The sequence below is a fragment of the Mycolicibacterium litorale genome, assembly GCF_010731695.1.
Classification (GTDB): Bacteria; Actinomycetota; Actinomycetes; order Mycobacteriales; family Mycobacteriaceae; genus Mycobacterium; species Mycobacterium litorale.
The window spans coordinates 1,667,232-1,682,257 of the sequence record NZ_AP022586.1; the positions used below are offsets into that span (position 1 = coordinate 1,667,232).

At 69.3% G+C, this 15,026-nt stretch carries 13 protein-coding genes; 10 read left to right on the forward strand and 3 right to left on the reverse strand.

Annotated features, from left to right (window positions below; all coding sequences use genetic code 11):
- Nucleotides 1-117 precede the first annotated feature (117 nt).
- From G6N30_RS07670 to xypA, 10 genes are read left to right on the forward strand one after another with little or no spacing between them, the layout of a single operon-like run.
- Nucleotides 118-756: an SIS domain-containing protein gene (locus tag G6N30_RS07670; RefSeq protein ID WP_234880063.1), complete on the forward strand. Its 639-nt coding sequence runs from the start codon at nt 118-120 to the stop codon at nt 754-756.
- Nucleotides 753-2,240: an FGGY family carbohydrate kinase gene (locus G6N30_RS07675; protein ID WP_134051553.1), complete on the forward strand. Its 1,488-nt coding sequence runs from the start codon at nt 753-755 to the stop codon at nt 2,238-2,240. Before G6N30_RS07670 ends, G6N30_RS07675 begins: the two co-directional genes overlap by 4 nt.
- The gene (locus G6N30_RS07680) at nt 2,237-2,890 is read left to right on the forward strand and encodes a beta/alpha barrel domain-containing protein (RefSeq protein WP_134051554.1); all 654 of its coding nucleotides are present in this window, start codon (nt 2,237-2,239) and stop codon (nt 2,888-2,890) included. Before G6N30_RS07675 ends, G6N30_RS07680 begins: the two co-directional genes overlap by 4 nt.
- Nucleotides 2,887-3,915 carry an NAD(P)-dependent alcohol dehydrogenase gene (locus tag G6N30_RS07685; protein ID WP_134051555.1) on the forward strand — a complete coding sequence of 343 codons (1,029 nt, stop codon included), beginning with the start codon at nt 2,887-2,889 and terminating at the stop codon, nt 3,913-3,915. Before G6N30_RS07680 ends, G6N30_RS07685 begins: the two co-directional genes overlap by 4 nt.
- Nucleotides 3,912-4,679, forward strand: a complete 768-nt coding sequence (locus G6N30_RS07690; protein ID WP_134051556.1) for an SDR family NAD(P)-dependent oxidoreductase — start codon at nt 3,912-3,914, stop codon at nt 4,677-4,679. The genes G6N30_RS07685 and G6N30_RS07690 overlap by 4 nt, the downstream gene beginning before the upstream one ends.
- Nucleotides 4,673-5,719: a zinc-dependent alcohol dehydrogenase gene (locus G6N30_RS07695; protein ID WP_134051557.1), complete on the forward strand. Its 1,047-nt coding sequence runs from the start codon at nt 4,673-4,675 to the stop codon at nt 5,717-5,719. The genes G6N30_RS07690 and G6N30_RS07695 overlap by 7 nt, the downstream gene beginning before the upstream one ends.
- A gap of 3 nt (nt 5,720-5,722) precedes the next feature.
- A complete protein-coding gene (locus tag G6N30_RS07700; RefSeq protein ID WP_134051558.1) occupies nt 5,723-7,258 on the forward strand; it encodes a sugar ABC transporter ATP-binding protein in 1,536 nt (511 codons plus the stop codon).
- Nucleotides 7,255-8,286, forward strand: a complete 1,032-nt coding sequence (locus G6N30_RS07705; protein ID WP_134051559.1) for an ABC transporter permease — start codon at nt 7,255-7,257, stop codon at nt 8,284-8,286. The genes G6N30_RS07700 and G6N30_RS07705 overlap by 4 nt, the downstream gene beginning before the upstream one ends.
- Nucleotides 8,287-8,341: 55 nt before the next feature.
- Entirely contained in the window at nt 8,342-9,391 is a 1,050-nt protein-coding gene (locus G6N30_RS07710) for a substrate-binding domain-containing protein (protein ID WP_134051560.1), read from the forward strand.
- 46 nt (nt 9,392-9,437) lie between these two features.
- Nucleotides 9,438-10,493, forward strand: coding sequence for a sugar ABC transporter xylitol/L-sorbitol-binding protein XypA (xypA, locus tag G6N30_RS07715; RefSeq protein ID WP_134051561.1), 1,056 nt, complete (start codon nt 9,438-9,440; stop codon nt 10,491-10,493).
- 102 nt (nt 10,494-10,595) lie between these two features.
- On the opposite strand, the gene G6N30_RS07720 is transcribed toward xypA, so the two are convergent.
- From G6N30_RS07720 to G6N30_RS07730, 3 genes are read right to left on the reverse strand one after another with little or no spacing between them, the layout of a single operon-like run.
- Nucleotides 10,596-13,733 (reverse strand): helicase HerA domain-containing protein, encoded by a 3,138-nt coding sequence (locus G6N30_RS07720; RefSeq protein ID WP_134051562.1) that lies wholly within the window; start codon nt 13,731-13,733, stop codon nt 10,596-10,598.
- Nucleotides 13,733-14,356, reverse strand: coding sequence for a hypothetical protein (locus tag G6N30_RS07725; protein ID WP_134051563.1), 624 nt, complete (start codon nt 14,354-14,356; stop codon nt 13,733-13,735). The genes G6N30_RS07720 and G6N30_RS07725 overlap by 1 nt, the downstream gene beginning before the upstream one ends.
- Nucleotides 14,357-14,389: 33 nt before the next feature.
- Entirely contained in the window at nt 14,390-15,010 is a 621-nt protein-coding gene (locus tag G6N30_RS07730; protein WP_134051564.1) for a hypothetical protein, read from the reverse strand.
- Nucleotides 15,011-15,026: the final 16 nt, after the last annotated feature.

A 15,026-nucleotide genomic window follows, 5' to 3' on the forward strand; every position in this document is an offset into this window, starting at 1 on the left:
ATGTGCACGCACATTGACATATGAGCATAGGCCATAGGATGATCCACGCCACAACCCCTCAGATGAGTAGCTCACTGTACAGATGAGCGGACCGCGACCGGAGGCCCGAGATTGCGCATGAGCCTGGATGACCCCGGTTTGACGGCGCTGGCGGGCGAGGTGCTCGCCCGCGAGGCCGCCGCGGTCACCGCGCTCACCGGAGCTGTCGAGGCGGACGTCGTGGCGGTGGCCCGTCGACTGCTCGAGGTCACCGGCAAGGTGGTCACCACTGGCGCCGGCACCTCGGGGATCATGGCCGAACGCCTGGCCCACCTGTTGTCGGTGTGCGGCACCCCCGCGGTCTATCTGCCCGCCATGGACGCATTGCACGGCGGCATGGGCGCGGTGACCTCGCATGACCTGGTCCTCGGGATCTCCAAAACCGGCAGGTCGGCCGAGTTGACCGAGCTCACCGAACGACTCGTCGAGCGCGGCGTCGACGTCGTGGCGGTCACCGAGGACGTCGAGAGCCCGTTCGCGACCGCCGCGACTCAGGTCCACGTGCTGCCCCGGACCGCACCCGACGCCGACCCCGGCGACATGATCGCGATGGCAAGCACGCTGGTCGTCGGTGCGTGGGGCGACGCGCTGGCCGTGGTGTCGATGGCGCTGCGCGGGCACACCCTGCACGACGTGGTGCACAGTCACCCGGCAGGCGGGGTCGGCGCGCGCGGACACCGCCCCGGTGACGAGTCGGTGCCGGTGGTGCGGACGTGACCGAGTCAGCCGTGCTCGGCGTGGACTCGTCGACCCAGTCGTGCAAGGTGGAGATCCGCGACCTCACCACCGGGCAACTGTTGGGCCGCGGTGCGGCACCACACCCGCCCGCCTTCCCGCCGTGCAGTGAGCAGCACCCGCTCGAATGGGTGTCGGCCCTGGCCGCCGCCACCCGCGCTGCTCTCGCCGCGTGCGCCCGGACGCCGGTCATCCGCGCGGTTTCCGTTGCCGCACAATGCCACGGCCTCGTGATCCTGGACGTGCACGGCAACCCGCTGCGCGCGGCGAAACTGTGGAATGACACCACCGGTGCCCCCGCGCTGGCCGGACTCGCCGACCGCATCGGTGTGTCGGCCTGGGTGCGGCGCACCGGATCGGTGCCGACGGCCGCGTTCACCATCGCCAAACTCGCATGGGTAGCCGACCACGAGCCCGAGGTGCTCGACCGCGCGGCGGCGATCATGCTGCCGCACGACTACCTCACCCACTGGTTGACGGGGCGTCGGGTCACCGACCGGTCCGAGGCGTCGGGCACCGGATACTTCGACATCAGCACGGGGCAGTGGATCACCGAATACCTGGAACTGGCCGCGGGCGAACGTGACTGGACTGCCATGCTCCCGACGGTCCTGGCGCCGTCGGAACCCGCGGGCACGCTTCGACCGGCCGCCGCCGACGTCCTCGACCTCGACGGTGACGTGGTGGTCGGACCGGGGGGAGGCGATCAGCACGCCGCCTACCTCGGCCTCGGTCTGCGCGACGGCGACCAGTACATCGGCATCGGCACCTCCGGCGTGGTCGCCACCTCCTCGCGCGCACCGGTTTTCGACGAGCGCGGCATGGTCGACGGGGTGGCCGACCTGACCGGTGGCTATCTGCCGCTGGTCAGCACACTCAACGCGGCGCGGGTGTCCGACGTCGCCGCCCGCCTGCTCGGCACCGATCTGCCCGGTCTGGCCGACCTCGCGCTGGCCGCCGGCGACACCCAGGGACCGGTGCTCGTGCCGTTCCTCGACGGAGAACGTAAGCCCGACCGTCCGGACGCACGGGGTGCATTCGCGGACCTGACCTCGCACACCACCCGGGAGGAACTGGCACGGGCCTTCGTGGAGGGTCCGCTGCTGTCCCTGATGAGCGCCCGCGACAGCCTGCGGGCCTGCGGGGTGGACGTCAGTGGCGCGGCCACCGCGGTGGGCGGCGGCACCCGCTCGCCGGCCACGCTGCAACTTCTCGCCGACCTGCTCGACGACGAGGTCACGGTGCTCGACGCCGACGAGGCCACCGCACGCGGCGCCTGCATCCAGGCCGCCGCCGTCGCCACCGGCCGCGATGTCGCCGGGCTCGTCGATCTCGCCAAGCAGTGGCAACCGCAGGAGCGGCACCGGGTCTCGCCCCGGCGCACCGGGCGAAACCTCGCGGCACTGCGGGCCCGCTGGGCGGAACTCGCGGCATCGGATCTGCTGGAGAACGGGGTCCGGACATGACCGCGCTCGCCCCGCTGGCGCCCTGGCACCGGGAGTTCCCGGGGCTGCTCGCCGGATCGGTGTATGCGGCGGCGCCGGGAACGCGTGCGTCGGCCGCGCGGGCGATGCGGAATGCGGGGATCGGCGTACACGTCGACGTGATGGCCGAATCCGAGGGTCTGCCCGCCGGTGTCGGTATCGCGGAACTGTCCGACATCGCCGCAGCGGTGGGCCCGTCGTCGCTCGAGGTCCACCTGATCGGCTCGGCGGCGTTCGTCGACGCCGCACTCCCGCACGTCCTGGCGCATCGACCGGCGAAGGTGTTCCTGCCGTGGGCGGCGTTCACCGAAGACCGCGCGGGCGCTGTCCGCGCCGCCGGTGGCGCGGCGTGGGTCGCGCTCTGGCAGGAGTGGGACGGGACCGGTGACCCCTCGTGGCCGGCGCCACCGGACGGTGTGCTGGTGATGCTCATCGAGCCGGGCACCCGTGACCGGTGCCGCCTCGAGCGGCTGGCCGTCGCCACCGCATGCGCAGAGCGGGTGCCGGTGATGGTCGACGGTGGGGTCACGAAAGACGTTGCGCCGCTGTGTGTCACGGCGGGCGTCGAATCGATGGTGGTCGGGCGCGCACTGCTGCCCGGCTCCGCGGACGAAAGAGGGAGTGTGAGATGACGACTGTGCAGGACGCCACCATGCGCGCGAGCGTGATGACCGGGGTGGGCACGCTGCGGATCGAGGAACGGCCGGTGCCGGCCCCGGGTCCGCACGAGGTGCTCGTCGAGGTGGCCGCGGTCGGGGTGTGCGGTTCGGACGTGCACTACTACCGCCACGGCCGGATCGGCGACTTCGTGGTCGAGGAACCGATGATCCTCGGCCACGAGCTGTCCGGCCGCATCGCGGCGGTGGGCGACGGCGTCGATCCAGAGCGCGTCGGCCAGCGGGTCGCGGTCGAACCGCAGCATCCCTGCCGTCGCTGCAAGCAGTGCAAAGCCGGCCGCTACAACCTGTGCCCGGAGATGAAGTTCTACGCGACCCCGCCCATCGACGGCGCGTTCTGCCGCTACGTCGTCATCGACGACGACTTCGCCCACGCCGTACCGGATTCCATGTCCGATGACGCCGCCGCGCTGCTCGAACCCCTGTCGGTGGCCATCACCACGATGCGGAAAGCGGGAGTGGTCCCCGGCTCCTCCATCCTGATCGCCGGCGCAGGACCGATCGGTGTCATCTGCGCGCAGGCCGCCCGCGCGTTCGGCGCCGCCCGCATCGTCGTCACCGACCTGGTTCCGTCGCGCCGCGAGAAGGCGCTCCGGTTCGGCGCCACCGAGGTGCTCGACCCCACGGCCGTCGACGTCTCGGCCATCGAGCCCGTCGACGCGTTCGTCGACGCCACCGGGGTGCCGGCGGCCGTCGTCAGCGGTATCAAGGCCGTCGGCCCGGCAGGCACGGTGGTGCTGGTCGGCATGGGAGCTGACGAGTACGCTCTGCCGGTCAGCCACATCGCGAATCTCGAGATCACCGTCACCGGCGTCTTCCGCTACACCGATACCTGGCCCGCCGCAATCCATCTCGTGAACTCCGGCGCGGTGGACCTCGACGCCATGGTCACCGGCCGCTACGACCTCGAACATGTGGCCGACGCCCTCGACAGTGACACCGACCCTGCCAGCCTCAAGTCGATTGTGAACCCCTCATGACGCAGAAGAACCCGTTCGATCTGACCGGCCGCACCGCACTGGTGACCGGGGGCAACCAAGGACTCGGCCGGGCGTTCGCCCTCGGCCTGGCCCGGGCCGGCGCCACTGTCGCGATCTCCGGCCGCAGTGCCGAACGCAACGCGAAGGTGGTGGAAGAGGCCGCTGCCGAGGGCTTCACCCTGCATCCGATCACCGCCGACATCACCAAGCAGGCCGACGTGGAGTCGATGACCGCCGAGGCGGTCTCGACGCTGGGTCAGCTGGACATCCTGGTCAACAACGCCGGCACCTGCTACCACGCCGAATCGTGGGACGTCACCGAGGAGCAGTGGGATTCGGTGTTCGACCTCAACGTCAAGGCCCTGTGGGCGTGCTCGCTCGCCGCGGGCAGGCACATGCGCGAACGCGGCAGCGGCTCCATCATCAACATCGGGTCGATGTCGGGGCTGATCGTCAACCGGCCGCAGATGCAGCCCGCCTACAACGCGTCCAAGGCCGCGGTGCACCACCTCACCAAATCCCTTGCCGCCGAGTGGGGCCCATTGGGCATTCGGGTGAACGCGCTGGCACCGGGCTATTGCAAGACCGAGATGGCGCCCGTCGACAAGCCGGAGTTCAAACAGCACTGGATCGACGACACCCCGATGCTCAGGTACGCCATGCCCGAGGAGATCGCACCCAGCGTGGTCTTCCTGGCCAGCGACGCGTCCTCGTTCATCACCGGTTCGGTGCTCGTCGCCGACGGGGGTTACACCACATGGTAGAAGTCGACGCGGTGAACCGAAGGGTGGTCGTCAGCGCTCTCGACGACGTCACCATCGAGACCGTGGACGAGGATCTCCCCGGCGCCGGTGAGGCCCGCGTGCGCACCACCGTCGTCGGCATCTGCGGCTCGGATCTGCACGCCGCGTGTGGCCGGCACCCGTTCATCGACCTGCCGTACCGGCCCGGTCACGAAGCCGTCGGCGTGATCGACGCCGTGGGTGAGGGTGTCGACGAGTCCTGGGTCGGCACAAGGGTTGCGGTCGAACCGAATCTGGCGTGTGGCCACTGCACGCAGTGCCGGGCGGGCCGGTACAACATCTGCCGCGACCTGCTGGTGTTCGGCTGCCAGACCCCGGGTGCGCTGGCCGATTCGTTCATCGTCGCCGTCGACCGGCTGGTGCCGCTGGCCGAGGATCTCGACGACCGCCACGCCATTCTCATCGAACCGCTGGCCACCCCCGTCCACACCGTGCGCCGGGCCGCCGAGGCGGTGGGCGACCTGCGGGATCGCCCGGTCGTGGTGATCGGCGCGGGCCCGATCGGACTGTTCATGCTGGTGGCCGCTCGCCACGCGGGCGCGAAGGTGGTGGTGGCCGACCTGCTGGAATCCAAGCGGGCGCGGGCGCAACGACTGGGTGCCGCAGGGACGTTCGATCCCACTGCTCCCGACGCGGTGCAGACCGCACTCGAGCTGCTGGGCGGGCCTGCGGCGGTGGTGATCGACTGCGTATCGCGGGAGAGCTCGGTGGCTCAGGCCGTCGACCTGGTCGACAAGGGCGGCGCCGTGATGATCGTCGGCGTCGCCGAGGGCGCCACCCCGGTCCCGCTGGGTCTCATCCAGGACCGCGAGCTGGCCCTGATCGGGAACCTGATGTACGTGCGTGAGGACTTCACCGCGGCCATCGACCTGCTGAGCTCCGGAGCGGTGCCGGTCGACGAGATCATCAGCGCCGAGTTCGATTTCGAACAGTCGGCGCAGGCGTTCGCCGCTTCGGCTGATCCGGAGAACGTCAAAGTGCTCGTCACGATGGGGAGTTGAGCGATGACACAAGCGCTGCTCGAATGCACAGACATCGAGAAGGCGTTCCACGGGGTGCCCGTTCTCAAGGGCATCACCCTGCACCTCGAACCCGGCACCGTCACCGCACTGGCCGGTGAGAACGGCGCGGGCAAGTCGACGCTGATGAAGATCATCAGCGGCCAGTACACCGCCGACCGTGGCGTGGTCACCGTGCAGGGCAACGAACTCACCTCGGGTAGCACCAAGGATGCCGTCAAGCACGGGGTGGCGATCGTGCCCCAGGAGCTGGCGTCGATCGAGGACATGACGGTCTACGAAAACCTGTTCGTGGGCCGCGAACTCAAGCACGGGCCGTTCCTGAACCGCAAAGCGATGATCGACGAGGCACGGGACGCGCTGGGGGTCTTCGGCGTGGACATCCCGCCGACGGCCCGGATGGGCAGCCTGCCCGTGGGTCTGCGCCAGATCGTCGAGATCGTCAAGGCGGCGCGCACCGGTGCCCAGGTGGTGATGCTCGACGAGCCCACCTCGGCGATCTCCGAACGCGAGGTCGAGGGCCTGTACTCGATCGTGCGCCGCCTGCGTGAGCAGGGTGTGGCGATGGTCTACACCACTCACAAGATGGCCGAGATCCGGGCCATCGCCGACCGGGTGGTGGTGCTGCGCGACGGCGGGTTGATCCTCGACAAGGGCATCGACGACGTGTCCGACGACGACATCGTCACCGCCATGATCGGCCGTGAACTCGAGGCCCTGTTCCCCGCGCGGCCCGCGCCCACCGACGAGACCGTGCTCGAGGTCAAGAACCTGCACGTCGAAGGGGCCAACGAGCCGGTGTCGTTCACCGTGAACGCCGGCGAGATCGTCGGGCTGGCCGGGCTGGTCGGCGCGGGCCGCACCGAACTGCTGGAGGCGATCTTCGGGGCACGGCACACCAGCGCCGGGGAGATCGTGGTGCGCGGCAAGCACGTCAAGCGCAACTCACCCGCCGCCGCCATCTCCGCCGGCATGGCGATGGTGCCCGAGGACCGCAAACTCTCCGGCGTCGTGTTGTCGATGAGCGTGCTGGACAACGGCACGTTGCCCCGGCTCTCGGCATTCTCGGTCGCCGGCTGGCTGCGCGGGAAGTCCCGCACCAAGGCGGTGGCGGACGTGATGCAGTCCGTCCGGTTGCGCAGCCGGAACCTCAACCAGGAAGTCGGCACGCTCTCCGGTGGCAACCAGCAGAAGGTGGTGCTGGCCCGTTGGCTGACCGACAGCGTCAACGTGCTGCTGCTCGACGAGCCCACCCGCGGCGTCGACGTCGGTGCGCGCAGCGAGATCTACCGCATCATCACCGAATTCGCAGAACAGGGCATGGCCGTGCTGATGGCGTCCTCGGACATGCCGGAAGTGGTCGGATTGTCGCACCGGGCGTTCGTCATGCGTGGCGGCGCACTGGTCGGCGAACTCGACCGTGACGCCCTCGACCATCCCGAGGTCCAGGAGTCGGTGTTCCGGCTGGCGACCGCGCTGGAAGCCAGACCCGACACCACGGAGCAGGAGGCAGCATCGTGACCACCAAGGAAGAGACCGCATCGGATTCCGGGGGCGCCACCGTCGTGGCGTCACCGATCACCGGTGAACCCGTCAAGCTGTTCTCCCGGGAATGGTTCGGCGCCATGGCATTGCGCTACGCGATGTTCATCATCCTGCTGATGGTGATCTTCTACTTCAGCTACCGAAGCGCCCGGTTCTCCACCGTCGACAACCTGGTGACCATCCTGGTCGCGGCCGCGCCGTTCGCGCTGATCGCCCTGGGGCAGACCCTGGTGATCCTCACCGGTGGCATCGACCTCTCGGTGGGTAGCGTCATCGCGGTCTCGGCCATGGCCGGTGCGGCCACCGCGAAAGCCAACCCCGGTCAGGTGTGGATGACCGTGCTGGTGGCGATGCTCGTCGGCCTTGCGGTCGGCTGCATCAACGGGCTTCTGGTGTCACGACTCAACGTTCCACCGTTCATCGCGACGCTCGGTACGTTGACGGCGGGTTCGGGTGCGGCGTACGTGATCGGCGGCGGTGCACCCATCAACGGCCTGCCCGCGGAGTTCGGCGCCATCGCCAACACCAAGATCCTCGGTCTGCAGATCCCCGTGCTGCTGATGATCATCGGCATCATCGCGCTGGCCGTCATCATGAAGCGGACGACCTACGGCATGCGCGTCTATGCCGTGGGCGGTAACCGCAACGCCGCCGAGATCGCCGGTATCAACGCCAAGAACGTGCTCTTCAGTGTGTACGCGTTCTCCGGCCTGCTGGCCGGTCTGTCCGGCGTCATGCTGGCCTCCCGCGTCATCTCAGGGCCGCCCAACCTCGGGCAGGGTTACGAACTCGACGCCATCGCGGCCGTGGTCATCGGCGGCGCCAGCCTGATGGGTGGTCGCGGCACCATCTGGGGAACGGCGTTGGGGCTGCTGATGATCCAGACCCTCAACAACGGCCTCGACATCCTCGTGGTGCCCGCCTACTGGCAGGACGTGATCAAGGGTGTCCTGATCGTCTCGGCCGTCGCGATCGACGTCTGGTCGTCGAAGCGACGAACGTGATGCACGTGCAGGTGTAGTACCCCGTCCATTTCACGAGTAGCGAAAGAGAAGGCCCATGAGACTGGGAACAAAGATGTTCGCCATCGCCTCCGCCACGGCGCTGGGGTTCGGCATGACGGCGTGCGGCGCGGGTGACGAGGCCGCCAACAGCGACACCACCCGCATCGGCGTCACGGTGTACGACATGAGCTCGTTCATCACCGCGGGCAAAGAAGGCATGGACCAGTACGCGAAGGACAACAACATCGAGCTGGTCTGGAATTCGGCGAATCTCGACGTCGCGACCCAGGCCAGCCAGGTCGACTCCATGATCAACCAGGGCGTCGACGCGATCATCGTCGTTCCGGTGCAGGCGGATTCGCTGGGGCCGCAGGTGGCACAGGCCAAGGCGAAGAACATTCCGCTGGTCCCGGTGAACGCCGCGCTCGACAGCCCCGACGTCGCGGCCAGCGTGCAGCCCGACGACGTGGCCGCCGGTGAGCAGGAGATGCAGATGATGGCCGACCGCCTCGGCGGGCGCGGCAACATCGTGATCCTGCAGGGCCCGCTCGGGCAGTCCGGTGAGATCGACCGCACCAAGGGCATCAACAACGTGCTGTCCCGCTACCCGGACATCAAGGTGCTGGCCATGGACACCGCGAACTGGAAGCGCGACGAGGCCGTCAACAAGATGAAGAACTGGATCTCCGGCTTCGGCCCGCAGATCAACGGCGTGGTGGCCGAGAACGACGACATGGGTCTCGGTGCGCTGCAGGCGCTCAAGGAAGCCGGCCGCAACGACGTGCCGATCGTCGGCATCGACGGCATCGAGGACGGCCTCAACGCCGTCAAGAGCGGTGAGTTCATCGGCACCTCACTGCAGAACGGCACCGTCGAGCTGTCGGCCGGCCTGGCCGTCGCGAACAAGCTGGCCAAGGGCGAGCAGGTCGACACGAAGCCGGTCTACATCATGCCGGCCATCACCAAGGACAACGTCGACGTCGCGATCGAGCACGTGGTGACCGGGCGACAGCAGTTCCTCGAAGGCCTGACCGATCTGACGAACCGCAACCTCGAAACCGGCGACATCGCCTACGAGGGCATCCCCGGTCAGAAGCAGCCCTGATCGCCATACCAGTGGTTCACAACGAAAGAGAGCGAGACAACAACAGATGACCCTGACAACGAAGTTCGGCGCGATCGCCGCCGCCGGGGTGCTGGGCTTCGGCCTCACCGCCTGCGGTGCGGGTGACACGGAGGCCAACAGCGACACCACCCGCATCGGCGTCACGGTGTACGACATGAGCTCGTTCATCACCGAGGGCAAAGAAGGCATGGACACCTATGCCAAGGCCAAGAACATCGAACTGGTGTGGAACTCGGCCAACAACGACGTCTCGACACAGGCCAGCCAGGTCGACTCGCTGATCAACCAGGGCGTCGACGCGATCATCGTCGTTCCGGTGCAGGCGGATTCGCTCGGACCCCAGGTCGCCTCCGCCAAGGAGAAGGGCATCCCGCTGCTGGCGGTCAACGCCGCGCTGGAGACCCCGGACCTGGCAGGCAACGTGCAGCCCGACGACGTGGCCGCCGGTGAGCAGGAGATGCAGATGATGGCCGACCGCCTCGGCGGGCGCGGCAACATCGTGGTCCTGCAGGGCCCGCTCGGCGGCTCCGGTGAGATCAACCGCGGCAAGGGCATCGACAACGTGCTCGCCAAGTACCCCGACATCAAGGTGCTGGCCAAGGACACCGCGAACTGGAAGCGGGACGAGGCCGTCAACAAGATGAAGAACTGGATCTCGAGCTTCGGCCCGCAGATCGACGGTGTGGTCGCGCAGAACGACGACATGGGTCTCGGTGCGCTGCAGGCGCTCAAGGAAGCCGGCCGCACCGGTGTCCCGATCGTCGGCATCGACGGCATCGAGGACGGCCTCAACGCCGTCAAGAGCGGTGAGTTCATCGGCACCTCGCTGCAGAACGGCACCGTGGAGCTGTCGGCCGGCCTGGCCGTCGCCGATGCGCTGGTCAAGGGTGAGGACGTCAAGACCGATCCGGTCTACGTGATGCCCGCGATCACGAAGGACAACGTGGACGTCGCGATCCAGCACGTGGTGACCGAACGCGCCAAGTTCCTCGAGGGTCTGGTCGAGCTGACCGAGAAGAACCTCGAGACCGGCGACATCGCCTACGAGGGCATCCCGGGGCAGACGCAGCCCCAGCCCTGACCTTCTCTAACAGAAGCGGGCCCGGTCTTTCGACCGGGCCCGCTTTTCGGTTCGCGACACTGAACTGCCGCAGGGGTCTCCTCGCACGTCCGCGGCGCGGCTTCAGTCTTGCGGTTGCCGCGCGAGCGCCAGCACCTCCTCGGCGGTGGGCGCGCTGGCAGGATGGTGAGACAGGCACAACGGCGACCGGATCTTGTGGAACGCCATGCCCTCCAGCGCCGCGTAGAACGTCCCGGACTGCAACCTGCTGATGTCGGGGATGAGTCCGCCCTTGACGCGGGCCATCTCGCGCGCCACCGCGATCTGCGTCGAGGAGTTGAGCAGACCGTAGAACTGGGTGGCCGCGTTGCCGGGGATGTGGTTGTGCAATCCCTTGGGCGCCTGGGTCGCGAAGACCAGTCCCAACCCGTATTTCCTCGCTTGCGACGACAGCGCGAGTGTGCTGTGGGTGCAGGCGGTGGTGCCGACCGACGGCACGAAGTTCTGCGCCTCGTCCATCACCAGCAGTCCGCCCAGGGCCCGGTCACCCGCCGGATGGCGCTTGATCCAGGAGAACAACGCCATCTGCAGCTGGTTGACGAATCCTTCGCGCTGCTGGTCGTTGGTCAACCCGATCATGCTGATCACCGACACCCGGGCGCGGTAGCCGTCCGACGGCGTCAGCAGCACACCGGGGTCGGCGGCCGTGCCCTCGCCGCCGAAGAGCGGATCGTTGACGATCGCCGCGCGCAGATTCTGGGCGAGTTCGGCGGCGAGGTCGCGGGCGCCGCTGAGTTCGCTGACGCCGTCCGGCAGATCCGCCAGCAGGTCGAGGAATCCCGGCAGTGTCGTGTCTCGACGAGAGCCGTAGTGGCGCAACGCCTCTCGAAGCACCGCCCGCGATCGGTTGGCCTTGGCGGTTTTACCGGCGATGAGCGCGCGCGGTTCGAGCGCCGCGACGGCGGATTCCACCGCGTCGGAGAACTCGTCGCGGTCGTCGAGCACGCTCGCGAAGTCGGGCAGCGGCTGGAACGACAGCGGCCGGCCCGCGGACCGGCTCGGCGTCCAGACCACCACCTCGGTGTTCGCGAGATATTCGGCCGCGCGCGGTGTGTCGGCCGGGTTCCAGTCCTTCGGGTACTGCGGCCACGCGCTGCCGAGCCGGGACAGGTCGTTGTTGGGGTCCAGCACGATCGACGACACCCCGCGCAGTGCGCACTCCTCGATGAGCCGGCGCAGCAGCACGGTCTTACCGGAGCCTGATCCGGCGAACACGACGGTGTGCTTGCGCAGCGCCGCCAGGTCGACGCCGAGCGGCGTCCCGTCGTCGAGGTCGATGCCGACGGGCACGGCGGCGGGGGAGTCGGCGACCGGTGGATAACCGGGCGGCGAACCCGCGGCGGGCTGTTCGGCGGTCTCTTCGGCGGCCGGTTCGGGGACCGGTTCCGGTGCCTCGCCCGCGATCTCGCCGAGCGCGGTACGCAGCAGGCGGATTCCGTGCGCCGGTCTGCGGGCGGCCAGCCAGCCGGCGAGGCCGGGGGCGTCCTCGGCGATCAGGTCGCGCAGTGCGGTCATGGTCCGCACGTCGTCGTCGGACAGGGGCAGGGTCCGCCCGCCGGCCGCTTCGAATTCGGCGACCAGTGCGGCGGTCTTGGCGCCGCTCGGCCAGGATGTGTTGCGCAGCAGGAACAATCGGCGCTTCTGGGGGTCAGTGCCCAGCCCGGTCTGCTGGACGGCGTTCCTGATGCGGGTCTGGGTGGCGATCGCGTTGGTCGTTGCGATCGCCCGGAACGCCCAGTGCCGTTCGTCGTCGAGGGCGGCGTCGAGGCTCTGGCGCAGCCTGCCGTGCAGCACCACCCGTCTCCCCGGCGGCGGGTCGAGGCGGAACGCCTGACCGGCCTCGCCGAGTTCGGTGATCCAGGCGTCCAGCGCCGCCGACAGCAGGCTCGGCATCGTGGTGTCCTCGCCGTCCGGGTCGGTCGCGGCCGCGGGCACCGCGCGACGGCGGTACTCGTTGAACTTCCGGTCGAGTTCTCCTGTGTCGGAGGGGGTTCGGTCACGGTGCTGATCGTGGCCTGCGGTCACCTCGCCGGTGAGGTGCCGCAGTTCTTCGACGGTGCCCGCATCGAGGCAGTGCCGCACATGGGCGTCGGCCCGCTTGAGCAGTTCGCGCGGGGTGAACTGCGGGGCGTCGTCGAACGCCGCCGGGAGGATCGGCCAGCTCGGATAGGGCGGTTCGAAACCCGTGCCGCGGTAGCTCGCGGTGAACCGGCGTTCGAGGATGGCCCGGCCGATGTCCGCGGTGGGCAGCGCCTCGAGCGGCCGGGTGGCGCGGAACCGGTCCTGCACCGTCGCGGTGGCGCGGTCCTGGATCGCCTCCCAGGCGGCCGGCAGGCAGGCCACCACGCTGGCGGTGCGCCGCATGGTCTGCCGGACCGACATCAAGCCGTGGGCCACGTGTTCGAGGTCGCGGTTGTCGGCCGCCTGTTCGCGGCCCGTGCTGCGTACCGACTGCGCGAGCAGCGTGTCGATCTGGTCGAGGGCCAGTACAGCGGGTCCGGCGAGGGCGACCAGCCGGGAGATGTCGCGCACGCATTCCTGCGCGCTCATCGTGGGGGCGGGCAGCCCCCAGCGGGCGCGGTCGTCGTCGACGTCGTCGTTGCCGTCGAGGAAGGCCTGCCCGACGTCTTGGAGCTGGAGGTCGGCGGCGCCGAGCAGGGTCAGCGCGCGCAGCGTGTGATGGGTCTCGCGAACGGTGGCCCGGTGCACCTTGTGCAGCGCGTTGACGAATTCGGTGAGCACCTCCGGGGTGAGGTCGTCGTCGCCGACCACCGCGCGCCGCGCGGCGCGGCCGATGTGCGCGACGGACGACAGCTCCCACAGCACGTCTTTGAGTTGCGTCTCGCGCTGGCCGCCGGGCCGGCCGAGGCTCTCCAGGATGCCGCCGCGGGCGGATTCCCAGAAGCCGGCGGCGTCGAGCAGTTCGACGAGGAAGAAGTAGCCGCCGCGCTGCTGTACCCGCTCCCGGACCTGACCGAGCAGGTGGGTCTTCCCCGAACCTGCCTGGCCGCGGACCACCACACCGAGCGGGCTGGAGCCGGGATTTCGCTCTGCGTCGCCGAAGGCGGCGAGGACGTCGTCGAGCGCGTGTTCGTGCAGTCCGTTGACGTGGAGCGCGCCCTGGGAGTGCCACAGGTCGTCGGCGGTCGGCGCCCACGCGAGTCGCAGGCCCGCCAGTGCCGCGCGGGCACGTGGATCCATCACGGCTCGATCGCGATCAGGTGCTTGTGCTGATTTCCGATGCGGATCGCGGCATCCCGGTCGGCCGGGGTGAGGGTCTTCTGGTTCTCCTCCGGAATGAGGCTCACCCCGGCGATCTGGTACATCCGGACCAGTGCGACGTCCAGCGCGTCGCGTTCCACGTCCGGCAGGTCCTCGCGCAGCCGGGTCAGGGTCACCCAGCCGCCCGGCCGATGCGCGAGCCGGCCGTAGGAGTCCCGGATGCGGGCTTCGACGGTGTCGGCGGGCGCGGGGTCCTGGGGCAGGAAGACGTCCGCCGGTCGCAGGTCCGCGCTGTCGAAGTACCGCCCGAGCGCGCGCAGCACCGTGTAGAGCGCCCGGCCCTGCCCGGACGCCCGCGCCGGCACCTCGGCGCCGAACATGCTGCGGCACACCGCCCAACCCTCGTCGGTGAGCTCGTGGACCAGGGGCCGGCCCGAGGCCGTGTCGACCAGGTTGAGCCGGTTGAGCCGTTCGCGGCTCGCCCTGTCGAGTTTGGGGCCCAACCGTTCCAGCTCGGGGTTGGGGACCGGTCGCGCCTCCGACATCAGGACGAGCAGTACCGCCTGCTCGGTTCCGCTCAACTCGTCGACCGCGACGGTCATCCGGCCCCCTCCTGTGTGTGGTCGTGTCCAGTTCTACCCGGTGGTCGACGTCGGTGGCGCGACGAACGCACCGGCCGGCACTTCGGTGTACTGGGGTGTGAAGCCCTCGGCGGAGAAGGTGAAGCCCCGCCCGCTGCGCTCGGAGAGGCACGAGACGCCGGTGGCTTCCTGCACGTTGCAGCGGAATCCGGCGACGGCGAGGACCTGGTTGAACTGCAGCACGCCGGCCGTCGCGGCGTCGGGGGTGAACGGGGCGTCGGGGAGCGCCACGAACGCCGGCTCACCGTCGCGGCCGACCACGATCGCGGTCGGCTCGGTGTCCTCCCCGGCGGCGTCGGCCACGGTGTCGGGTGCGCCCTCGATGCCGAGTGCCGCACCGTCCGCCGCCTGGCAGCCGGCCTGCACCCGGGGCACGATCGCGCACTCCCAGCGCCCCGACGGCGTGGTGAAGAAGTACTGGGTGAACCCGTCGACCGGGGCGCCGAAGTAGAACGCGTTGACCAGGTTGGTGTTGTTCAGCGGCGGGGGCGGCGGTGCGGTCGGGGTGGCGGACGCGGCCGGACCGGCGTCGTCGGTGGTCACCACCGCGGGGCCGGTGCAGGCGGCCAGCACTGTCGCGGCCAGAGCCGCCGGAATCACAGTTGATGCGCGCATGTCGGTTCCCAAGCGT